Raw genomic sequence first — 21,721 nt, 5'->3', positions numbered from 1 at the left:
GGGTGGGGAGGCGGGGCGGGCGGTATGAGTCGCGCTTTGCGCGAGTTGGTATCAGACAATCGCGGAGCGTCAATCATCACACCCGGCACGCCCGCGGGCTATAGCCGAAATGCCGCGAAAACGCGCGGGCAAAGCTGGCGTTTTCGGCATAGCCCACCGCCAGCGCAATATCGGCCACGCTGCGGCTGGTTTCGCGCAGCATGCGTTCGGCCGCGACCATGCGATGGTCATCCAGCAGCGCCCGCCAACCGGTGCCGGCGGCGCGCAGGCGGCGGTGCAAGGTTGGCGCCGACAGGCCCAACGCGCGCGCCACTGCGGCCACCTGCGGCGGGCGATCGAGCGGGGCCTGGGCGATTGCCGCGCGCACCCGGTCGATCAGCCCGGCCCCGCCGGCAGTCCCTGCACGGCGGCGCAAATGGTCCTCCATGATCGGGTGCAGCACCGGGCTGAGCACACGCCCGCGATGCGCCAGATGCCCGGCGGGAAAGACCAGCAGGTTGGTATCCTGTTCAAAAAATACATCGCAGCCGAAATGATCGCGATAGACCGCATAGGGCCCGGCGCGCTGGTGTTCAAACCGCACCTCGGCCAGTTCGATCGTGCCGCCGGTATATTGCCGTGCCAGGCTGAACATCGCGCTGATCGAATATTCGGCATCCTGCCGCCGGAACGGCAGCGCGGGATCGACCACCTGGTATTCAAACGTGGCCAGATTGTGCGCCACGTCGAACCGGTTGCGCGATGCCTGCTGCATGGTGTCGAGATAGCGGGTGAAACTGGCGAACGCCGTGCCCAGATCGGGCGCGCTGAGAAACAGGAAGCTGAGCGGCCCGATGCTGTCCGACCCGACCAGCCGCCCGGCATGCAGCCCGAACGACGGGTTGCGCGACAAGGCGGCGGCGCGTTCGAAAAACACCAGAAACAGCTTTAGCGGGATTTCGGTATCGGCGCCCTCGATCGCGTCGCGGTCCAGCCCAAGATCGGCAAGAAGCCCGGCCGCCGACCGCCCGGTCAATTCCAGGCAATTGGCGACATGGCGCAGAAACTGTGCCGCGATGACGGGTTCGGCCATCGCGGCACCATGTCGCGTAGCTGCGTCGCGATCAACAGGTCACTTTTCTTCGACGGCGGATTCGTAATGCGCGGCGCCGGCACCGCGCGCCGCGCGTTGGCCGCGAAATTCCCAATCGCCGCCCATTGCGGTCGAAATCACCTCTTCAGATGCGGTCGGCTGCGCGCCGCAATCGTCGCGGATCGGGGTCGGCCCGTGAACAATGGTGTTGGTCAGGCGGCCCAGCCCTTCGACCTCGACCTCAACCACGTCGCCCGGCTGCACCGGGCGGCTGTTGGCGGGGGTGCCCGACAACAGCACATCGCCCGGTTCCAGCGTGATGGTCCGCGCGATGTCGGCCACCAGATAGTGCATGTCCCATTCCATTTCGCTGGTATTGCCGTCCTGGCGCACCACGCCGTTGACCAGCGTGCGAATGCCCTTGTTGCGAAAATCCCACCCGGTCACCAGGCCCGGCCCGATCGGGCACAGCGTGTCCGATCCCTTCACCCGCAGCATCGATCCGGCATCGGTATCGCGGAAATCGTGCAGCCCGTAATCGTTGGCGGGGCTGTAACCCAGGATGTAATCGCCCGCCTCATCAGGGGAAATGTTGCGGCAGGTGCGGCCGATCACGATCGCGATTTCGCCTTCGTAATTCAGCCAGTTGCAGCGTTCGGGGCGCACCACCGCACCTTTGTGGGTGTTGAGCGCGGTCAGCGGTTTTTGAAAATAGGTGGGCGCAGGCGGCAGTTTCGTAATGAATTCGCGCACCCTGCTGATATAATTCAGGTGGACGCAGATGATCTTTGACGGGTTGCACGGCGCCAGATGCACCGCAGCATCCACCCCCACGCTGCGCCCGTCGCGCGTGACCAGTTCATCAACCTGGCGGGTGGCGAGGATCGGATAGCCATCAAGCAGAATGCGGCGATATTCGGTGGTCATGGCGGTGTGGTCCCAGAATCAGGCAATGCGGCAGGCGTTGGCCCGGTCATAGCGCAGCCGCGCCACATCTGGCTTTGGCCGTTGCGGCCAAGCTTGCCCTGCGCGATGGACTAGAACAACCGTCAACCATCAATCGTAAACCGCGCGCGCACCGCCCGCGCCACACTACCGATCAAGAGGCACGCATGACCGATCTGAAGGGCCTGTTTTATCCCCGCACCCCGACCGGACGCGCCAGCATCGTACCCCCGGTGCCATGGCATTATTCGGGCGAACTGATCACGCTGGAATACCGCACCGACCCGGCCAAAGTGGCGGCGCTGCTGCCCGCCGGGTTCACCCTGGCCGATGAAGACCCGGGCGCGGTCGCCGCGATCTGGGCCGACTGGCAATCGACCAGCGATGATCCCGCGCAAGTGCTCGACCCGGTGCGCGTGCAGTACAAGGAAATGTTCATCGTCGTGCGCTGCCAGTTTCAGGGCCGCACGTGGTCGCGCTGCGTCTATATCTGGGTGGACAAGGATTTTGCGATGCTGCGCGGGCAGCATCAGGGCTATCCCAAAAAGCTGGGCAGCATCCACATGAGCCGCCCGGTGGTGGTGGGCAAGGCCGGACCACGGCTGGAACCGGGCGGCACCTTTGGCGTGACGCTGGCGGCCAGCGACCGGCGACTGGCCGAAGGGCGGTTCACCATCACTGGCCCGGCCAAGGCCCCCGGGTTCGTCAACGGGCTGCCGATGGTGCACAACCGCTGGTTGCCGGCGATCGAAACCGACGGCCGCCAAAGCCTGGACGAAGTGGTGACGATGTCGAGCTATGACGTCGATTTCGGCCGCTGCTTTACCGGCGATTTCGATCTGGCGTATTTTGATTCGCCGGTGGAGGAACTGCTGGACATCGCGCCGCAGGAAAAGATCGCCGCGTACTGGCACGAAGTCGGCGTGTCATGGCGCGCGGGCACCACGCTGGCGCGCAACAATCTGGCCTGATCACCCGTTTACTGGCCCTTGCGAACCTGCTTCACAGCGGTCAGCGATGCGGGATTCGCAGGGTGGGATGATGATGCTGAAAAACGCGTGGTATGTGGCGGCCTGGGCCGATGAGATTGACCAAGGCCCGATCGAGCGTCAGATCGTCGGCGACCATGTTGTGCTGTGGCGCCGCGACGATGGCAGCCCGGCCGCGGTATCGGCGTTCTGTTCGCACCGGCGGCTGTCGCTGGCGAATGGGCGCGTCATCGGGAACCGCATTGTCTGCGGCTATCACGGGCTGGAATTCGCCGCCGATGGCACGTGCGTCACTGTGCCGTGCCAGCATGCCGTGCCAAAGGGCGCCGACATCCGCGGCTATCCGGTCGAACAGCGCTGGGGGCTGGTGTGGATATGGATGGGCGATGCGGCCCGCGCCGATCCCGCCACGATCATCGATGTGCCGCACTGGGGATCGGCCGATTGGGGATATAACCGCGGCGCGGCGATGCCCTATGATTGCCATTACCTGTTGATCACCGACAATCTGCTCGATCCGTCGCATGTCGCCTGGGTTCACCCCACCAGCTTTGGCGGCGCGGATGGCAGCAATGTGCCGATGCGCGTGCGCGAAGGCGCGGCTGGCGTGACCGTGTCGCGCTGGATTCGCGATGCCCCGGTCACGCCGTTCTACCGCGATCTGGTCCCGTTTGCGGGCAACGCCGATCGGTTGCAGCAATACGAGGTGCGCTATCCCGCGCTGGCGGTGATCAAGGCGGTGATCGTGCCGGCCGGCACTGGCGGTGCCAAAGACGACTGGGGCACCACCCCCGGCGCCGACGCCTTCGTGATGGATTCGTACAATTTCATCACCCCCGAAAACGATCACCGCAGCCGCTACTACTGGTTTCAGCTGCGCAATGTGCGCCCCGCCGATGCCGACCTGTCGGATGCCATGTCGGCCGCCGTGCTGGCAGCGTTTTCCGAAGACCTGGCCGTGCTGAACGAGGTCCAACGCGGCATGGACAGTGCCCCGGCATCCGCCATTTCGATCGCCACCGATGCCGGCCCCCTGCGCTTTCGCCACCGCCTGGCGCAGATGGTGGCCGCCGAACAGGGCTGATGGACCGCGCCTCAGGCCGCAGCCGCGGCCATGGCATCCAGCACCAGCGCGGCATGTTCGCGCCGGCAGATCAACAGATCGGGCATATAAGTATCGCGCTGGTTGTAGACCAGCGGTGAACCGTCAGCACGGCTGGCGTGGAGGCCATGTGCCAGCGCGACCGCCACCGGCGCACACGAATCCCATTCATATTGCCCGCCGGTGTGCAGATAGATATCGGCCTGCCCCAGCACCACCGCCATCGCCTTTGCCCCGGCGCTGCCCATCGGGATCAGTTCGGCATCCAGCGCGGCGGCCACCGCCAGCGCCTCTTTGGCCGGGCGGGTGCGGCTGACCACCATGCGCAGGCGCGTGGGCGCGGGCGGCACCACCACCGGCGCATCGCTGCGCAGCACCAGACCTGCACCTGGCAGCGCGACTGCGCCCAGCGTTGCCACACCATCCACCGCCATCCCGACATGCACCGCCCAATCGGCACGCGCTTCGCCATATTCGCGCGTGCCATCGACCGGATCGACAATCCACACACGCGCATGGTTCAGCCGGTCGAGGTTGTCCTTTTCCTCTTCCGACAACAGCGCGTCGTCACCGCGGGCCGCGCGCAGGGCGTGGCACAGAAATTCATTGGCGGTGGCATCGCCCGCCTTGCCCAGCGCCTTGGCTGCGAACACGCCGCTGTCGCGCACGTTCAGCAGGATGCGCCCGGCGATGTCGGCCAGATGCGCGGCAAGTTCACAGTCATTCATGGCCGGTCCTTATTTCAGCGGCAGCAGCAGGCGGACGATGTGGTCGGCCGCCTCTGCGGCGGACATCTTGCCGGTGTTGACGCGGATTTCGGGGTTTTCCGGCGCTTCATAGGGGCTGTCGATGCCGGTGAAGTTTTTCAGCGTGCCGGCTCGCGCCTTTTTGTACAGGCCCTTCACATCGCGCGCCTCGGCCACTTCCAGCGGGGTATCAACATGGATTTCGATGAATTCGCCCGCCGGCAGCATCGCGCGCACCATGTCGCGTTCGGCGCGGAACGGGCTGATGAACGCGGTCAGCACGATCAGGCCCGCATCGGCCATCAGCCGGGCAACTTCACCCACGCGCCGGATGTTTTCGATACGGTCGGATTCGGTAAAGCCCAGATCCTTGTTCAGCCCGTGGCGCACATTGTCACCATCCAGCAGGAAGGTGTGCCGGTTCATCAGGTTGAGCCGCTTTTCCACCTCGTTGGCGATGGTGCTTTTGCCCGCACCTGACAGGCCGGTAAACCACAGCACGCGCGGCGTCTGATTTTTCAGCCGGGCGTGTTCTTCGCGGGTCACGTCGGTCGCCTGCCAATGCACGTTCTGCGCGCGGCGCAGCGCGAAATGCAGCATGCCCGCCGCCACCGTGGCATTGGTGATCTTGTCGATCAGGATAAACCCGCCCAGCGCGCGGTTTGCATCATAGGCATCAAACACGATCGGCTTGTCGGTGGTCAGTTCGACCACGCCGATTGCGTTCAGATCCAGCGTCTTGGCCGCCATGTGTTCCATGGTGTTGACGTTCACGACATATTTGGGTTGCTGCACCGTCGCCGACACCGTCTGGGTCGCCAGTTTCAGCCAATAGCCGCGCCCGGCCGTCATCGCTTCATCGTTCAGCCACACCAAAGTGGCTTCGAACTGGTCGGCCACTTCGGGCGGGTTATCCGCCAGCGCGATGACATCCCCGCGCGAACAGTCGATTTCATCGGCCAGGCACAGCGTGACCGACTGGCCCGCGACCGCGCGATCCAGATCGCCATCCAGCGTGACCACGCGCGCGACAGTGCTGGTCTTGCCCGATGGCAGCACGCGAATGGCATCGCCCGGCTGCACCGCGCCGGTGGCAATCAGCCCGGAAAAGCCACGGAAATCCAGATTGGGCCGGTTGACCCACTGCACCGGCATGCGGAACGGTTTGTCGGCATCAATCGACGACAGCACTTCGACCGTTTCCAGATGCTCGATCAGCGTCGGGCCACTGTACCACGGGGTATGCGGCGACCGGGTGGTGACATTGTCGCCGGCAAAGCCCGAAATCGGCATGGCGGTGAAGCGGTCGATGCCGATCGACCGCGCAAATTCCGCATATTCGCTGACGATCGCGTCATAGCGCGCCTGATCATAATCGATCAGGTCCATCTTGTTGACGGCCAGCACCACGTTGCGGATGCCGATCAGGTGGCACAGATAGGAATGGCGCCGCGTCTGCACCAGCACGCCCTTGCGCGCATCGATCAGGATCACCGCCAGATCGGCGGTCGATGCGCCGGTGACCATGTTGCGGGTATACTGTTCGTGCCCGGGGCAATCGGCGACGATGAACTTGCGCTTTTCGGTGTTGAAAAAGCGATAGGCGACATCGATGGTGATGCCCTGTTCGCGTTCCGCCGCCAGCCCATCGACCAGCAGCGCAAAATCGATCGCCTGGCCCTGGGTGCCGACCTTTTTGGAATCCGCCTCCAGCGCGGCCAGCTGGTCTTCAAAGATCATCTTCGAATCGTACAGCAGCCGCCCGATCAGCGTCGATTTGCCATCATCGACACTGCCGCAGGTGATGAACCGCAGCATGGTCTTGTGCTGGTGCAGATCGAGATAGGCATCGATATCCTGCGCGATCAGGTCTTCGACGACATAAACGGGATTTTCCGGGACCGGGTTTTCGGGGACAGCGGTTTCGGGCGTGATCAGGTCGGCCATCAGAAATACCCCTGCTGCTTTTTCAGTTCCATGCCCGCGCCGCCGGCATCCTTGTCAATCACGCGCCCCTGGCGTTCGCTGGTGGTGGTCAGTAGCGTTTCCTGGATGACCTCGGGCAGCGTGGTGGCCGTGCTTTCGACCGCGCCGGTCAGCGGAAAGCAGCCCAGCGTGCGAAACCGGATCGACCGTTCGGTAATTTCCGGCCGGCGGCCCAGCACCTGTTCGATGCGTTCGAGATCATCGGCCATGAACAATTGCCCGTCCCATTCATAGGTCGGGCGCTTTGCGGCAAAATACAGGGGCACGATCGGCACATTGTTGAGATGGATGTATTGCCACACGTCCAGTTCGGTCCAGTTCGAGATCGGGAACACGCGGATCGATTCGTTCTTGTTTTTCCGGGCGTTGTACAGGTTCCACAATTCCGGGCGCTGGTTCTTCGGGTCCCAGCCGTGGCTGGCGGTGCGGAACGAAAAGATGCGTTCCTTGGCGCGCGATTTTTCTTCGTCACGCCGTGCGCCGCCAAACGCTGCATCGAACTGCCATTTGTCGAGCGCCTGTTTCAACCCTTCGGTCTTCCACATGTCGGTGTGCAGCGCGCCATGGTCGAACGGGTTGATGCCGCGCTCTTTCGCCTCCGGGTTCTGGTACACCAGCAATTCCATGCCCGATTGCGCCGCCACCTGATCACGCAGCGCGTACATTTCGCGGAATTTCCACGTGGTATCGACATGCAGCAGCGGAAACGGCGGCGGCGACGGATAAAACGCCTTGCGCGCCAGATGCAGCATCACCGCGCTGTCCTTGCCCACCGAATAGAGCATGACCGGGTTGGTCGCCTCGGCCACCACTTCACGCATGATGTGGATCGCCTCAGCCTCCAGCCGGGCCAGGTGGGTTAGCGTTGATCGTTCGGATGCGACGGACATGATCACCTGCTGCTGTGTGTGCGCGATGGGAACCAGATGGCGCGTGACCTTTGCCCCGAAACCTCCCATATGGGAGCAAATTGGCAATACCCCCGTATATGCAACGAAAGCTGGCGCCATGGCCGTCCTGCCCGCCGACCAACGTGACCTGTTCCTGCCGCTGATCGATGGGATCGGCGAAAGCCCGCCGTGGACCACGTTTCTGCGCAATCTGGTGGCGCGCACCAATGCGCGCCGCGCGTTCCTGATGATTGCGACGGATGATCAACCCGTGCTGATCCACGCCTCTGCGCCGCGCGCCGCGCAAGAAGACCCGCTGGATTTCGAGCGGCTGGATGCGCTGCACCTGCACCCCGATGGCGCGTTGCGGCCGGGGCGGATCTACGATCTTGATGAAATGGTCGACTATGGCGACCCGGCGCAACTGGCGCGACAGCGCACCACGCTGGATGCGATGGGCGTGCGCTATGGCCGCTGGCTGCGTGTTTGCGCCGGAGACAATGCCGAAGCGATGTTGGTGCTGGTGCGCGAGCGAGAGGATTTTGGCGGCGCGGCGGTCGCACTGCTGGGCGCGGTGGCGGCGCACATGACCGCCACGCTGGGCATGCTGGCCACCCTGCGCCACCAGCGGTTGCAGACCGCGATGGCATGCGCAACGCTGGCGCGGCTGGGCGTGGGGCAGATTGCGCTCAACACCGCCGCGCACGTCATCGCCGCCGATGATCTGGCGCTGATCACGCTGCCATTCCTGCAAGAACCCGGCCAGCGCGCCACTCGCCGGCTGAACCTGCGCCCCGACGTGGCGCGTCGGCTGGAGGCGCTGTGCGGCAGCCTGTCAGGCACGGCACCGGCCGTTCCGGAACTGCTGCGCATCGATGAGGCACGCGCGATCGATCTGCTGCTGCGGCGGTCGGATACCGGGCCGGAAATCATTGGCAGCCTGCGCACCGGTCGCCGCGAACCCGCGCGCCCGGCGATCCGCATCCTCGCCCGCCTGCACGGCCTGTCGGACAATGAGGCCGCGCTCGCCCACGCGCTGTCACAAGGCGAATCGCTGGCCGAGGCAGGCCAGCGCCTGCGCCTGACCCCCGAAACCGCCCGCAACTATTCCAAACGCATCTATGCCAAGACCGGCACGCGCGGCCAGGCCGATCTGGTGCGATTGGTGCTGACCGGGTTGGCGGTGCTGGCCTGAAATCCCACGCTATTTCCCTGCCGGTTGCCAGGTCTGCCGGACAAAGCCGCAATGATCGGTCTGGCCCTCGCACGCGGTCGTCAGCGCCACCAATGTGCCGTCCTTAAGGCGGATCAGGCCATAGCCGGCGCGGTCGTTGAGATAGACGAGGTAATAGGGCCAGTCCGTCGCTACCCCCAATCGCGCCGGCAGATCCTGACGGCCCGGCCCATCGCCCAGCTTTTGCCGTTCAAACCGCACGTCGCTGCATTTGCCATTGGCAAAGCAAATCGCACCGCCGGCTACTGAAAGGCTGCTGCCGGCACGCGGCAGTGGTGGCAATGTGTCCGGCGCACGAAAATCACCGATTGCGGTGATTGCCCCGACCGTCCAGCGCCCCTCAAGTCCGGTGCTGCGTCTGGCCGTCGGCTTCGTGCGATGGTGGCGGTGGGGCCCAAGGTCGGTCCGCGTTGCGGTACGGACCTGACCGTCACCGGCGTGCGCAGCCGTGGCCAGGGTCGCCGACACGGGAACGGCCAGCCCCAACGCGATCATCATCCCGATGCCCAACCGCACGCGCGTCATCCTGTTCCATCCTGCCGGTTATTTCGGCTTGGCATCGTCCACCGTCGGCGGCATTTTCGTTTTCAGAAAATCCGCTTCCTTGCCCACGCGCAATTTGTACCAGTCTTCCTGAACGTCGTACGACCGCAGCGCGTCCACCGCGTCCTGCCATTTACCGGTGGTTGCCGCGGTGTAGAATTTTTTGGCCACCAGCGTATCGGGCATGCCGGTACCCTGGTGAAACGTGCGGGAAAACAGCACGGTCTGCCACGGCGCGGGCAGAGCGGCAAAGGCCGGAACCGCCTTTGCCCGCCGCGCATTCCACGATGCAATGGCCGATGTCAGGTGCTGGCCATGGATGATCAGATCGATGCCATCGGCCTCATCCTTGGTGATCACCGGGACCGGCCCGATCTCCGCCACGCGGGCCAGCACCTCGGCGCGGGTTTTGCCCTTGAACCGCACGTCGGCATAGGGGAGCAAGCGGTCGACCACCGATTGCGCAAACCCCAGCGTGGACATTTCATCCTCTGACTTTTGCCCGATGTCGAACCCGGTAGCGATGGTCATGCCGCTTTTGCCGGCCACTTTGCCGCTGGCCTTGATGATCGGCACATAGCCGTGCAGGTATTGCCCGCCTTCCCATTGCCCCAGATAGGCAAAATCAACCGCAGTGCCATTCTGGCCATTCAGCTTGCGATAGACCGCCGGGTCGGTTTTCTGCGCCGACCATTGCGGGACCGTGGCATTCATAACCCACAGCCGCTGGTCAAACAGCATCTGCCCGACATCGGCGATGGCCTGGGCATCGCCTGACCGGCCTGCGGGCAAGGGCGTGCTGCGGTCCATATCGCGCAACAGCGCGGTGGCATTGCGCCCCACGGTGATCCGCCGCAAAAACGCGGTGGCACTGTCCAGCGTGTTGAATTTTTCGGTCTTGTCCTGCCACGCGGGCGCCAGCACTGTGGTGAGGAAAACCCATTGCCGCTTGCCTTCGCGGATCGACGGTTGCAGGTGCAACCATCGACGTATCGCCTCGTATTCGACATTCTCCGGATCATCGAGGGCATCCATCGATGTCCGCACCTGAGTCAGCGTATCATCGAGCGTTACCGCCATGCCTGCTCTCCCGCGCTGCCGGAGGACGGATCAGGCGGCGCGATCAATGCACCGTCCCCGGCTTGGCCGCACCTGCCGGCATCGCGGTGGGGCAGCTGACCTTTACAAACGGGTCGAGCACGAACGGATTGGCGCCGGTAAAGGTGCGGATGCGAAAATCAAACCGCGCACCGCCCTGGATCAGGCTGCCTTCGCCGATCACCGGGCTGGCGCCGGCGTGGATCGCGGCGACTTTGGCCAGGCGAAAAATGCTCCACGCGCCGGGCCAGGTGCGCGTTTGCGGCGCGGCGCCGGCGGTGGCGGACGTGAATTTCACCGATGCGCCACCCGCGCCGGGCCAGTTGAAGGTGGAGGGGATCGGCGATTTGCCATCGTAGTTCAAGGATTGGCCATCAACCTCCAGACTGACCGAGGCGGCACCCGTCAGCGCCACCGGTTCGATCTGATAGGTCAGCCGTGCGGCATTGGGATCGCTGGCAAAAAACGTGTGCGTGATCGAATCCGCCGCCTGCAATGCGCGCACGCTGGCCTCGGTCAGGCCGACATCGCCCGCGTTCGATTTGGGCTGCCACACCGGACCGGCGCGGTCGATATAGCTGCCCACTTCATCCGTGACGAACTTGGCAAACCGGCCTTGCGGAGAAAAAAAAACCGTGAAGTCCGCAACCGACAGATCGGCCGCCGCCCCCGGTTGCACCGGATAGGCGCGCACCAGCGTCTGCGCGCAGGCATCGCCGAAATTGGCGCTGAGCGCGGCGCCCATCGCCGCCAGCCGTTGCCCGCCCAGTGCCACGCTGGCGTCGCTGGCCACACCCTTTGCCCACAGGCTGGCGGGCGCCGGCAGACTGCCACCGGTCTGGTCCAGTTGCAGGATCAGCGCCTTGGTCTCGGTGCTTTGTTGCGATGCAGCGTCGCCACCACCACCGGGCATCACCGCGATCAGGTTCAGCTTGTCCGCCAGTTGCGCCATCGATTGCAGCAGCGCGTCAATCGGCGCGCCATCGCCATTGCCCACGAACGTGCGCAATCCTGCAAACGCGCTGATCGCTTCTGCGCGGCCGGCAGGGCCCGCCGCCGGTGCACCGGCACCCGCCGCGCCCGCCAGCGTCGCGGCATTGGACAGCGATGTCGGCATCGAAATCATCCCGCTGGCGGCCGAGGCGACCGCGCCCGGCGCGGCGCTGCTGGTCATGTCGGTCGCCTTGGCAATCGCTTTCAACAGCGGCTTGATCGCCGACAGCGGCCCCGATGCATCGCGCAACCGTTGCACGTTTTCGCCCAGCGAATGCACCTCTTTCAGCTGGATCGATGACAGATAGGCCTGCCAGCGATTGAGGAATTCGGCGAAGTACAACCGTTCCAGATCACCCTTCAGCGACAGCATTTCGGATGGCGACAGTTGCGCGGCTCCGCTGTCGCCAACCACCCATTTTTCTTCCTGCAACAGCTCCGGCCCTTTGGCCAACGTAGGCACGAACTGTTTGTCATAACCGGCACGGGTGAACAGCGCCGGGATACCCGCGCCCGGCGCAAACGCACCGGTGGCGGCAAACACCATTTCCGGCGCGGGGCCGGAATTGTCGCGCGCCGCCCACAACCCTTGCGCCTCTGCCATCACATGGGATTTGATCCGGCCATAGACGCGCACCGCCGCCGGCTGGCTGCGCAGCACGGTACGGGCGGCATCCACCCGCCCGGTGTCGATGGTGATCGGTTTGAAATTGCCCGCAAACAGTGCCGAGGTGTGCTGCGCCAGTTGGCCGGCCTGCACATCGGCACCAGGGCCGCCACGCGCGGCCCAGGCCGGTTGCACCCAGGCCACCACCTGTTCGCCCGATTGCGGCCCGCGCCCGCCCAGGATCAGATAGGATTTAAGATCATCGTACAGCGATGCCGGTGCCGCGGTGTCGGACGTCAACCGCTGTTCGGCCAGACTGGCCAGCAGCGGCGTCAGCCGTTTTTGCAGGTCGCGGCCATAAATGCCCTTCAGATCGCCGGTCAACCGGCCACCCTGGCCCAGCCCCAGCCCGAAATCACTGGCCTTGTCCATGGTCGCCACCGATTTGCCCAGCACGTCGAGCAAGGCCATGTCGCGATCGACGCCTTCACCCTGCCCGGACGCCTGCGCGTATTCGGATGCGGTCTGGTACACGCTGTCGATCAGCGCGGAATTGCGGAAATAGCCCCAGGTCCACACCCCGGTAGCCAGCACCAATGCCGCCGCCGCCGCCACGCACGCGACGATATAGCGTTGGCGCGCGGCCTTTTCGGCGACCGGGTTGCGCCCGGCCATGCCCTGTTCGGGAATGATCAGATCGGCAAAGAACCGCCGCAGAAAATAGCTGCGACCCTGGCCCACGGCATGCGCCGATGCACTGGCCGCCGCGCCGACATCCAGCAGGATGCGATCGACCGGATTGCCGGTCTGGATGGCCGACGCGAGATAGACCCCGCGCAGGCGTGCGGGTTGATCAAACCGGCTTTTCTGCGCCAGCGCTGCCATCAACGTGGCGATCGGTTCGCGCAAAGACACCAACTGCCCGGGGAACGCCGCGATCCGCCCGCGCAGATGCATCTGCGGTTCGTTCTGCATGCGATCGACCACGCGCGCGGCGATGCTGGTGACCAGATCGTCGAACCCGGTCAGCACCGCGTCGTTGTCAATCTGCACGCCGGGCGCGGTCGAACCGAACACCTGGTCGGATTCGGCATCGGTGCTGCGCGCGAAATATTCGCGAAAACCGGCCAGCAGATCGACCTTGGTCACCAGCAGATAGACCGGCAGTTCCTGGCCCAGCGTACCGCCGACCTCGGCCAGCCGCGCGCGGATGTTTTCGGTATGCCCGGCCATTTTGCGCGCATCGGCAAAATCGGGCGCAGGGATGGCGACGATGATACCGTTCAGCGGTTGCAGCGGGCGGTGTTTGCGCAGCAGTTCCAGAAACGCCTTCCACCCTTCGGCGTCGGCGCTGGCGTTGTCATCCTGCGTGACATAGCGCCCGGCGGTATCGATCAGCACCGCTTCGTCGGTGAACCACCAGTCGCAATTGGGGGTTTTCGGTTGCCCACGCAGCGCGCGGTATTCACCCGCCACCGCGGTCGGGAAATTCAGCCCGCAATTGAGCAGCGCGGTGGTCTTGCCCGCCCCAGACGGGCCGATAATCACATACCACGGCAATTGATAGGCATAGGCGCCGCGCGCACCCAGCTTGGTCGCCTTCAGCATGGTCAGCGCTTCGGTCAGCTTGCCCGACATTTCGTCGCGTTCGGCCGCCACCGCATCCGGCTTCAGCGCATCGAGCATCGCATCGTTGCGCGCCTTTTCACGCCGGCGCGACCACAGCCACCAGCCCAGCAGCACCAGTGGCGGCAGCAGCGCGAAAAACAGCGTGACCGGCCACCAGCCGAGCGGGCGCCAGCCGGCAATCGCGATCAGCGGCCCGACAAACCAGATCACCAGCGCCAGCGCGATCACACCCAGCACGCGCCAGAACCACGGATTTTTGAACAGAGCTTTCACCGTGGGCCCCCTATTGCCAGGCAATGTCGTTGGCGACGCGCAATTCGACACGCCGGTTTTCGCGGCGGCCATCCTCGCTGCCGTTGTCGCCGATCGGACGGGTCGAACCAAACCCGGCCGGTACCAGCCGGTTGCGATCGGTCAGCCCCGCGCCGCCCAGCGTATCGGCCACCGATTTGGCACGCGCCTCTGACAGTTGCTGGTTCGATGGAAAGGCCAGCGACCGGATCGGCTGGTTGTCGGTATGGCCTTCGACATGGATCGGGCCTTTGGTGAGGTTGCCCGCCTCTGCCAGCCGGCCAAAGGTATCGCTCCACGATCCCGACACATCCGCCTGCGCCGATGCGAACAGGCCCTGATTGTGCAGGCGCAGCACGATTTCATTGCCTTCGCGCAGCACTTCCAGCCGGCCGCTGTCGATGTCGGGTTTCAGGATATCGCGAATGCGCGCAAACGTCGGCGTCGCGCTTTGCGGCGGGGGTGCCGGCGCCGCCACCACCTGGTGCCCGACGGCCTGGTCCAGCGCCTCGATCGCGGCATCGGACCGGCTGGTCAGGCGGAACAGCAGCGCCGCAAACAGGATCAGCCCGATCAGCGCGATGCCTGCCAATACCGCCCACAGCGGCACTTGCGGGGCATAGCGCGTGGCGCCGATGGTCTGCCCGCGCCAGTGCGGCGACAGATCTGCCGGTTGCGCGGCGCGCTGGCGCTGGATCAGCGCGGCCAGCCCGGCACGGCGGTTGTGCAACAGCGATTGCCCGCGCGGATCGAGCGCGGCGCGGCCTTCGAACCCCAGCGACAGGCACTGGTACAGCAATTCGACCAGCCTGGGCTCACGTTGGGGATCGCGCTCCATCTGTTCGGCAAAGTGGAACATGCGGTCGCCACCCTGCGTATCGTTGTGATAGGCGACCAGCAGGCTTTGCCGCGACCACGGGCTGCTGGCGCCCCACGGCGTCGACATCACCGCATCATCCAGAAACGCGCAGAGAATGTAATGCGCCAGCTGCACCGATTTGGGTTCCAGCCCCAGCGCGCGGGCGCGGCGGGCAAAGCCTTCCAGTTCCTGCACCGCCAGCCGCCGCAACGGTTCCAGCGCCGGGCCGACCGCCAGCGTGCGGATATGGCTGGACAGGTGGATCAGCCGGCTGGCCGCCGCCACCAGCGGTTCGGGGCCGTGCAGCGCCGGTTCGGCACCGGCAAAGTTGATTTCCATCGGCGCCGCGCCGGCCGGTTCGGCCTGCTGCGTGCGCGGCATCGGCGGGACATAGCCGCCCTGCTGCGGCGGAGGTGCAGCAGCGGGATAGCCGGGCGCGGGTGGCGGTGGTGCCGCAGGGGTTGCCGGTGGGCGTGGGGCACCGCCCCCGCCACCTGGCCGGAACACGGTGGCTTCGTCGTTGTCGTCGCTCATGCCTGTGCACCCCGAATAGCCCAAAGCTCCAGTTCCAGCCCGGGAATGTCGCCGGCCACGTGCAGCGCAACCGCGCCCGATGTGCGCACGGTCTGCCACTGGTCATGGCGGGTGTTGATGGTAAAATACACGGTATTGGCGCGGAACGGGATCTGCCGCGGTTCCGACGGCATCGGAAAAACCTCTGCCCCCGGCAGCTGGCGCATCACCAGGTCGCGGATATGTTCGACCGATCCGATCTTGATGCGGCGCGGCAGATTGGCGCGCAGCTGTTCGGTATCCGCGCCCGACCGCGCCGCCAGCACGAATTGCGCGGTGGTGAACAGCGACCGGTCCTGAATCTGGCCGACCGAAATGCCATAGGCGCGCGGCACCAGCGGGATCGGCACTGCGGTCTGTTCAAACACTTTGCTCAGCGATCGGCGCAGATCGGCCATCACCGCATCAAAACACACCCGCTGTTCGCGGTGGGCATAGACCGGCATTGGCTGCGGACGGTTTGACGTGGCGGTGAACGTCGACAGTTCGCCCGCCAGGCTGCACAACATGCCATACAGATCGGCCGGGTGCACCGTCGGCATCGCGATCAGATGGCGGATCAGCGCTTCGGACCGGTTGATCGTCATCAGCATCAGGAAATCGGTGATATCGGCCACCGCTTTGCCCCCGGGCGTGCCCAGCCGCCCGGCGATCGCTTCACCGCGCTGGTGCAGCATGCCTTCCAGTTCGGTCAGGAAACCGGACAGGATCGGGCTGGCCGCGGCCGCCACCGCGCACGGAATGAACGCGGGATCGAGCGAAACCGAATCATCGGCGCGCTGTTCCAGCACCCGCGCGACCGGCAGGCTGAGATAGCCATCCAGCCCGTCGGCCGTGGTGCGCAGGGACAATTGCAGCCGCCCGACATTGATCGGCATGCGCGTCGCCGAACCATAGACGGTATCGACCGCTTCGAATTCATCGGCACGGAACCGCGTTTCGGTCCGCGCGGTGGGGTCCAGCGTGACATCGGCAACGCCGGCGCGGTTTTGCGGGATGCACAGATGCACCACGGCATCGCGGGTGTTGCGCGTTACTTCCAGCGGCAGCGGCGCGGCCGCCTCTTCGGGAATGCGGAACGGCGTGCCATCTTCAAACACCCCGGCGGCGCGGGCGATCACCAGTTTGCCGGTCTGCAAGGGCCCCGGCGCAATCTGCAATTCGGCCAGGCCATAGCTGTGCGCCACCAACGGGCGCACCCGGCCTTCCAGTTGCGCGCCGACAAAGCGCTCAAACTGCTGGAAGTGCTGCGGCCGCAGGAACATCCCTTCGGACCAGACTGGCTTGTTCTCCCAGGTCAACTTCGCCTTGCCCCCTCTATTGGCAATTACCGTATTCGTTTGCGGCGCGCGCCCGTTCGGTCAGCGCACCGATTTCATGAAGGTCTCATATCCTTCGCGAAAGGCAACGCTCATCACGCCATTGGCATTGCCGGTCGCATCGCGGCGCAGCGCTTCAAACACCGTCATGTACACCGCCCAGCGATCGGGTTCGCGCCGCCCGAGCAGGCCGCGCTTCTGATTTTCGACTTTCCCCGCGAACCGTTCGATTTCAGCGGGCGCGAGCCGGTCAAACACCACCAGCAGCGCGTTTTGCACCCCTGCCAGCATCGCCAGCTGGTGCTTTTTCAGGTCTTCGAGCGAGGTGCGCAGCGATTCTTCCATGTCCATGAACCCGGGCAGCGGTTTGCCCAGCAGCACTTTGGCCACTTCGATCGCCGGCAGATGTTTCAACGGGTTGTTGCGGCCAATGCTCAGCTGGGTGCGCTCCACCCGGAATTCGTCTTTAAACGCGGCGCGGTCCTGCAGGATGTCGCACATTCCCAGCACCATCTGGCGGTACATCTGCCCCAGTTTGAACAGCGCATCGGGCGCCAGCGGCAGATCCTGCGGATTAAGGCCCGCGCCTTCGTAAAACTGTGCCCAGTCGACTGCGGCGGTGCCGGCGACGAGCGATGCGGCGGCCGGCAGCGGCTGCGGCGGTGACGGTGACGGTGACAGCATTGGCGGCTGATAAGGCGCGGATTGCACCGGTTCAGGCTGCACCGGATAAGGGATGGGCGCCGCCGGGGTGTCGCCAAACATGGGTCCGGTATCGGCGAACGGATCAAACGCTCCGCCAAACCCGCCATCCGTGCCGCCGCCGCCAAACAGATCGTGGTCGGCCAATGGTGGAAACGGATCGCCGGCGGGTGGCACAGGCGCGCGGGGCGCTTCGTAGTGCGGTGCGGGCGGCGGTGGCGGTGGCGGTGGCGCAAAATTGCCCCCCCCGGGGGCGCCCAGATCGCTCAACCAGTCTTCGGGAATGCCCATATCGGCCGATGGGGCGGGCGGTGCGGCCATGATCGGGCGCGAAAACGCCTCTCCCATCCCGTCGGCGAACCCGAAATTGGCGGGATGTTGCGGCATGTCCTGACTATGCGCAGGCGCATCGAAAAACGCGTTGCCGCCGCTTAAAAAATCATGGACCAGCCCATCATCAGCGCCGCCGCCACCGCCAAAGATGTCCTGGCCGCCGCCGCCCATCATGCCGCCGGCACCAGTGCCAGCGCCCATACCGGCGCCAGCACCCATGCCGCCACCGGCCGGCTGCCAGAACGGGTCGGGCGCGCCGGCACCCCACACATCGCTCAACGCGGCCGCACCGGCATCGGGGATATCGGGCACGGCGGGGCCGGCCACGCTCAACCCGGCGCTCGCGCCCTCGGCAGCGGTCACCACGGTAATGACAAACGCGTGCACGATCAGCCGGTCACGTACACGGATCGGCACCGGCTGGTTGGGCACGATCCGTGCCGCCGGATCGTTGAGCGCCACCCCGTTGGTGCTGCTGTCGGTCACGAACAGGTCAAAGCCGACCGCGCTGATCGTGCAATGCGTGCGCGAAATCAGCCCGTCATCGTTGGGCAACACGATGTCACAGGTCTTCGCACTGCGCCCGATGCTGATGGAACCGCCGTCAAACTGGCGACGGTCAAAATAGACGCCGGGCGGGTCGGTCAGCCGGGAAATCAGCAATGCCCACACTGGTCAGGCCCCGGCCAGTTGCTGGCGCAGCGCGGCCAGCGCATTGGTGCCGGTATCACCATGCATCAGCGCGGCGCCGATTTCCAGCCAGTCGGCAAACCCCACCCGACCGGTCAGCGACGGTTCGATCTGCAGCAGGATCAGCGCGGTGCGCGTGGCCAGCCCGGGCAGAAACGGTTGCGGCGGCACTTGCGCCTGCCCGCGCGGCGCCAGCGATGGCCCGGCCCACGCCGCCGCGGTGGCCACCCAGGCCGGCCCGCGTTCGCGGTTGGCCTGCGCCGCCGCATCACCCGCCAGTTCGGATTCCGCGTTTTGCGGATTTTGAACCCAGCGTTCGGCCGCGATCACCGCGGCCAGATCGGCCGGTCGCCGGTCTAGATCGGGCAATGCGCGCGCGGCCATGCAGCCCCACCACACCACCTGGCGATGCGGCAGCATCAGCGCCAGCGCATGCACCGCATCGCGCACCAGGCCGGCCCCGCGCAAGGCCGCGATCAGGTTGGCGGGATGCGGATTTTGCGCAAGGATCTGCCGCGCCGGGTCGGACAGTTCCGCCTTGTTTTCCAGTTCTGCGCGTTGGAACCGCAGTGCGATAAGGGGTTTGCTTGCCATGGCCGCGCTCTAGTTGATCATGACCATGCCACCTTTGACGATGGTCACGCCGTCGGCGTTGATTTCGAGCATCGGCGCCTTGAGCGTGCCCTGGCCACCAGCCTTCATGTCGAGCGTGGCATCGGCGTTGATCTTGATCTGCGGCGCCTTGATCTCGATACCACTCATGGTCAGCTTTATGCTGCACGGGCCGACCACGAATTCGATTTCCTGTTTGGATTCAAGCTTGCTTTTCTGATCGACGGTCACGGTCTGGGTCTGGGTGATGTCAACCGTAACCTTGCCCTTGATCGTGTCGCTCTGGTCGCGTTCAACCGTCAGTGTCTGGTCGCGCTTGATTGTCGCCCATTCGTCCTGGTCAATTTCGCGCCGGTAATCGCGACCGGTGTGCAGATAGATCTCTTCGGACCCGTCCTTGTCTTCAAACCGGAATTCCTGCTTGATCGCGCCATGGCCCTCGGTGATCGACCGCCACCCCGATTGCGTCGGGGTCTGCCTGGGGTCGAACGGATAGGGCTGCGACGGGGTATAGACCGTGCCCGACACAAACGGCAGATCGGGATTGCCATACAGGAAATCGACGATCACCCGCGCGCCGATGCGCGGGAAAAATTGCGCGCCATGGGTGCTGTGCGCCCATTGCTGCTGCACCGGCAGCCACACGAATTTGGGCAGAGCGCCGTTGCTGTATTCGTGCGCGCCCAGAATCTTGACCGGAACGCGCGACTTGTCATCGATCTTGGGCTTGCCGTCGGCGGTTTCGCCATCATAGATCACCCCGACCACCGGACCGGGCGCCACCCGGCGCGGTTCGCCCACACGCGGCCGCCAGATCTGCGTCGCCTCGATCGCGGTGAAGCTGTTGGAATAGCGCGCGGTGTCGGCGGAATGCAGCATCCATGGGTCATAGGCCATGTGCGTCACGCTGGTCAGCACCAGCTTGCCCGACACCAGCGCCGGCGCATCGGCAATTTCCAGCCGCCCGCCCGCAAACAACGTGTGTTCACCCGATGTGCCGGTGTAAATGCCTGAGGCCTGCGCCAGGTTTTGATCGGACGCGGTCTGGCGCGCGCCCAGATCGCCTTCCTCGTTGGCCTCGTAGCCAATCGTTTCGTCGTCGTGGGGATAGACCGCACCCCAGTTCAGCGCCGATTTGCCGGTTTTCAGGAACGGGGTGTCAAGCTTATCGGGATTGACCGACATATGCGCGTGCGACCGCGGCGCCGCGCGCAGATGCCGCTCGATCGCGGTGATCGATCCGAACGGTGCATTGGCAAAGAATTGCACCGGGTTGTTTGGCACGTCGACATAATCGGCCGTCTTGGTGCTGACGATCATGCGGTGGCGATAGATGCCGCCGCCCTGATCATAGACAAAGAAATAGAAAATACCGTCCTGCGCCAGCAACCGCGCCAGAAAATCAAGCTCGCTTTCATCATAGCGCACGACATAGCCGCGCTTCTGGGGTGTCGGCGAAACATTGACGGTCTTGGTAAAACCGGGAATTTCCGCGGTCATCGCCTGAAAGATGTCGGTGCTGGTCTGGTCCTGGATAAAATGGGTCGCACGGGCATAGGACAGCGCCAGATAGGCCGGACCGATATGCACCTCGACCCGCAGGCGCCCGTCGGTGATCGAGCCATAGACGCCATAGATCCGCCCCGCGAACTGGCGAGCCTGCTCCGAACCTGGCGCAACGGTAAATTCGGCCTGCTTGCCGATCCAGTCGGTCAGCACCGGCTGCTTGTCGGTAATGACCTCGATCGTGTAATCAAACGGTTCCGAGATCGCCTCACGCCCGCGAAAACTCAGCAGCGCATAGTCGTCCACCTGCTCGCCAGCCAACGCTGTCAGATTGAGGAGATGGGGATCGGACATAGAACTGTACCTGGCCTTTTCGCCTTGAGCCGGCTGGCCGTTTCAATCCGGCGTGGGCCCGGTTTGGATTACGCCCATACCGTGATTGCCCATACCGTCGTTGCCCACGCTGCCATTGCCTGCGCCGTGGCGCCCGCAACTGGCTGCCATGTGGCAACCAGTTGCGGGCCGGACGGGTTAACCGATCTTGTTTTTCGAAAGGTCGTAGATGAGGTGGGTCGGGCTGCCCGACTGCGTGGCATCGCGGCCGGTAAAGCTCCAGTCGAACTTGGTGAAGTTCAGCGAGATCGATTCACTCGGAATGTCACCGCCCGACGACATGCTGAAGCCGGAGATGATCACATCGCTGAGTTCCAGCGAGGCATAGGCAACCGATTCGCCCTTGCTGGCGGCGGTGAACGAAATCACGGCCTTGCCGATGTTTTCCCCGAGCAGCAGATATTTGAACAGCATCTCGCTGGATTTGTCAGTCTGCTTGGAGCAGGTGATTTCCGACACGCTGGGTTCGCTGCTGGTACGGTCACCCCCGCGCGGGGAACCGACGCCAATCCCGGCGCCAAACTGAAAGCTGTTGACTTCGACCTGGTCCTTGAACTTGTCGTCGGTCGAACTGCCGGGAAATTTGTCGAACTTGATGTAGATGGCCAT

The 21,721-nt window shown here is 64.6% G+C and carries 17 protein-coding genes; 3 read left to right on the top strand and 14 right to left on the bottom strand.

Features of this window, described 5'->3' with window-relative positions:
• Nucleotides 1-76 precede the first annotated feature (76 nt).
• Nucleotides 77-1,072, bottom strand: coding sequence for an AraC family transcriptional regulator (locus ABWP89_RS12600; protein WP_353229667.1), 996 nt, complete (start codon nucleotides 1,070-1,072; stop codon nucleotides 77-79).
• Between the two features lie 39 nt (nucleotides 1,073-1,111).
• Entirely contained in the window at nucleotides 1,112-1,999 is an 888-nt protein-coding gene (locus ABWP89_RS12595) for a fumarylacetoacetate hydrolase family protein (RefSeq protein WP_353229666.1), read from the bottom strand.
• A gap of 185 nt (nucleotides 2,000-2,184) precedes the next feature.
• Here ABWP89_RS12595 and ABWP89_RS12590 point away from each other — a divergent pair, with 185 nt between their 5' ends.
• Both ABWP89_RS12590 and ABWP89_RS12585 read left to right on the top strand, forming a co-directional pair.
• The gene (locus ABWP89_RS12590; RefSeq protein ID WP_353229665.1) at nucleotides 2,185-2,988 is read left to right on the top strand and encodes an acetoacetate decarboxylase family protein; all 804 of its coding nucleotides are present in this window, start codon (nucleotides 2,185-2,187) and stop codon (nucleotides 2,986-2,988) included.
• Between the two features lie 70 nt (nucleotides 2,989-3,058).
• Nucleotides 3,059-4,090: a Rieske 2Fe-2S domain-containing protein gene (locus ABWP89_RS12585; protein ID WP_353229664.1), complete on the top strand. Its 1,032-nt coding sequence runs from the start codon at nucleotides 3,059-3,061 to the stop codon at nucleotides 4,088-4,090.
• Between the two features lie 11 nt (nucleotides 4,091-4,101).
• Here the strand turns inward: ABWP89_RS12585 and ABWP89_RS12580 are convergent, their stop codons facing one another.
• From ABWP89_RS12580 to cysD, 3 genes are read right to left on the bottom strand one after another with little or no spacing between them, the layout of a single operon-like run.
• Nucleotides 4,102-4,836: a 3'(2'),5'-bisphosphate nucleotidase CysQ gene (locus ABWP89_RS12580; protein ID WP_353229663.1), complete on the bottom strand. Its 735-nt coding sequence runs from the start codon at nucleotides 4,834-4,836 to the stop codon at nucleotides 4,102-4,104.
• 9 nt (nucleotides 4,837-4,845) lie between these two features.
• On the bottom strand, nucleotides 4,846-6,801 hold the full coding sequence (cysN, locus tag ABWP89_RS12575) for a sulfate adenylyltransferase subunit CysN (RefSeq protein WP_353229661.1): 1,956 nt from the start codon (nucleotides 6,799-6,801) through the stop codon (nucleotides 4,846-4,848).
• Nucleotides 6,801-7,730, bottom strand: coding sequence for a sulfate adenylyltransferase subunit CysD (cysD, locus tag ABWP89_RS12570; RefSeq protein WP_353229660.1), 930 nt, complete (start codon nucleotides 7,728-7,730; stop codon nucleotides 6,801-6,803). The genes cysN and cysD overlap by 1 nt, the downstream gene beginning before the upstream one ends.
• A 118-nt stretch (nucleotides 7,731-7,848) precedes the next feature.
• On the opposite strand from cysD, the gene ABWP89_RS12565 reads away from it, so the two are divergent.
• The gene (locus ABWP89_RS12565) at nucleotides 7,849-8,925 is read left to right on the top strand and encodes a helix-turn-helix transcriptional regulator (protein WP_353229659.1); all 1,077 of its coding nucleotides are present in this window, start codon (nucleotides 7,849-7,851) and stop codon (nucleotides 8,923-8,925) included.
• Between the two features lie 9 nt (nucleotides 8,926-8,934).
• On the opposite strand, the gene ABWP89_RS12560 is transcribed toward ABWP89_RS12565, so the two are convergent.
• The 9 genes from ABWP89_RS12560 to ABWP89_RS12520 form a co-directional block, all read right to left on the bottom strand.
• Complete coding sequence (locus tag ABWP89_RS12560; protein WP_353229658.1) at nucleotides 8,935-9,489, bottom strand: hypothetical protein; 555 nt, start codon at nucleotides 9,487-9,489, stop codon at nucleotides 8,935-8,937.
• An 18-nt stretch (nucleotides 9,490-9,507) separates the two neighbouring features.
• The gene (locus ABWP89_RS12555; RefSeq protein WP_353229657.1) at nucleotides 9,508-10,587 is read right to left on the bottom strand and encodes a pesticin C-terminus-like muramidase; all 1,080 of its coding nucleotides are present in this window, start codon (nucleotides 10,585-10,587) and stop codon (nucleotides 9,508-9,510) included.
• A 43-nt stretch (nucleotides 10,588-10,630) separates the two neighbouring features.
• Nucleotides 10,631-14,107 carry a type VI secretion system membrane subunit TssM gene (gene tssM / locus ABWP89_RS12550; protein ID WP_353229656.1) on the bottom strand — a complete coding sequence of 1,159 codons (3,477 nt, stop codon included), beginning with the start codon at nucleotides 14,105-14,107 and terminating at the stop codon, nucleotides 10,631-10,633.
• Nucleotides 14,108-14,117: 10 nt separating this feature from the next.
• Complete coding sequence (gene icmH, locus ABWP89_RS12545) at nucleotides 14,118-15,518, bottom strand: type IVB secretion system protein IcmH/DotU (RefSeq protein WP_353229655.1); 1,401 nt, start codon at nucleotides 15,516-15,518, stop codon at nucleotides 14,118-14,120.
• Nucleotides 15,515-16,858, bottom strand: a complete 1,344-nt coding sequence (gene tssK / locus ABWP89_RS12540) for a type VI secretion system baseplate subunit TssK (RefSeq protein WP_353229653.1) — start codon at nucleotides 16,856-16,858, stop codon at nucleotides 15,515-15,517. The genes icmH and tssK overlap by 4 nt, the downstream gene beginning before the upstream one ends.
• Nucleotides 16,859-16,918: 60 nt before the next feature.
• A complete protein-coding gene (gene tagH, locus ABWP89_RS12535; protein WP_353229652.1) occupies nucleotides 16,919-18,583 on the bottom strand; it encodes a type VI secretion system-associated FHA domain protein TagH in 1,665 nt (554 codons plus the stop codon).
• 3 nt (nucleotides 18,584-18,586) lie between these two features.
• The gene (locus ABWP89_RS12530) at nucleotides 18,587-19,195 is read right to left on the bottom strand and encodes a DUF6931 family protein (protein ID WP_353229650.1); all 609 of its coding nucleotides are present in this window, start codon (nucleotides 19,193-19,195) and stop codon (nucleotides 18,587-18,589) included.
• Between the two features lie 9 nt (nucleotides 19,196-19,204).
• Nucleotides 19,205-21,073, bottom strand: a complete 1,869-nt coding sequence (locus tag ABWP89_RS12525) for a type VI secretion system Vgr family protein (RefSeq protein ID WP_353229649.1) — start codon at nucleotides 21,071-21,073, stop codon at nucleotides 19,205-19,207.
• A 177-nt stretch (nucleotides 21,074-21,250) separates the two neighbouring features.
• Nucleotides 21,251-21,721: an Hcp family type VI secretion system effector gene (locus ABWP89_RS12520; RefSeq protein WP_353229648.1), complete on the bottom strand. Its 471-nt coding sequence runs from the start codon at nucleotides 21,719-21,721 to the stop codon at nucleotides 21,251-21,253.

Origin of the sequence: Novosphingobium sp., assembly GCF_040398825.1 — a bacterium.
Classification (GTDB): domain Bacteria; phylum Pseudomonadota; class Alphaproteobacteria; order Sphingomonadales; family Sphingomonadaceae; genus Novosphingobium.
Note: the sequence above shows the minus strand (reverse complement) of the source record. Positions and strands in the feature narration are given on the sequence as shown.

Excerpts from the sequence above, each read along its gene's own strand:
- ABWP89_RS12565 (WP_353229659.1), top strand. The coding sequence starts at position 7,849 with ATGGCCGTCCTGCCCGCCGACCAACGTGACCTGTTCCTGCCGCTGATC.
- ABWP89_RS12530 (WP_353229650.1), bottom strand. The coding sequence starts at position 19,195 with ATGGCAAGCAAACCCCTTATCGCACTGCGGTTCCAACGCGCAGAACTG.
- ABWP89_RS12595 (WP_353229666.1), bottom strand. The coding sequence starts at position 1,999 with ATGACCACCGAATATCGCCGCATTCTGCTTGATGGCTATCCGATCCTC.
- ABWP89_RS12555 (WP_353229657.1), bottom strand. The coding sequence starts at position 10,587 with ATGGCGGTAACGCTCGATGATACGCTGACTCAGGTGCGGACATCGATG.
- ABWP89_RS12520 (WP_353229648.1), bottom strand. The coding sequence starts at position 21,721 with ATGGCCATCTACATCAAGTTCGACAAATTTCCCGGCAGTTCGACCGAC.
- ABWP89_RS12600 (WP_353229667.1), bottom strand. The coding sequence starts at position 1,072 with ATGGCCGAACCCGTCATCGCGGCACAGTTTCTGCGCCATGTCGCCAAT.
- cysD (WP_353229660.1), bottom strand. The coding sequence starts at position 7,730 with ATGTCCGTCGCATCCGAACGATCAACGCTAACCCACCTGGCCCGGCTG.
- icmH (WP_353229655.1), bottom strand. The coding sequence starts at position 15,518 with ATGAGCGACGACAACGACGAAGCCACCGTGTTCCGGCCAGGTGGCGGG.
- ABWP89_RS12580 (WP_353229663.1), bottom strand. The coding sequence starts at position 4,836 with ATGAATGACTGTGAACTTGCCGCGCATCTGGCCGACATCGCCGGGCGC.
- ABWP89_RS12560 (WP_353229658.1), bottom strand. The coding sequence starts at position 9,489 with ATGACGCGCGTGCGGTTGGGCATCGGGATGATGATCGCGTTGGGGCTG.
- ABWP89_RS12525 (WP_353229649.1), bottom strand. The coding sequence starts at position 21,073 with ATGTCCGATCCCCATCTCCTCAATCTGACAGCGTTGGCTGGCGAGCAG.
- ABWP89_RS12585 (WP_353229664.1), top strand. The coding sequence starts at position 3,059 with ATGATGCTGAAAAACGCGTGGTATGTGGCGGCCTGGGCCGATGAGATT.
- ABWP89_RS12590 (WP_353229665.1), top strand. The coding sequence starts at position 2,185 with ATGACCGATCTGAAGGGCCTGTTTTATCCCCGCACCCCGACCGGACGC.
- cysN (WP_353229661.1), bottom strand. The coding sequence starts at position 6,801 with ATGGCCGACCTGATCACGCCCGAAACCGCTGTCCCCGAAAACCCGGTC.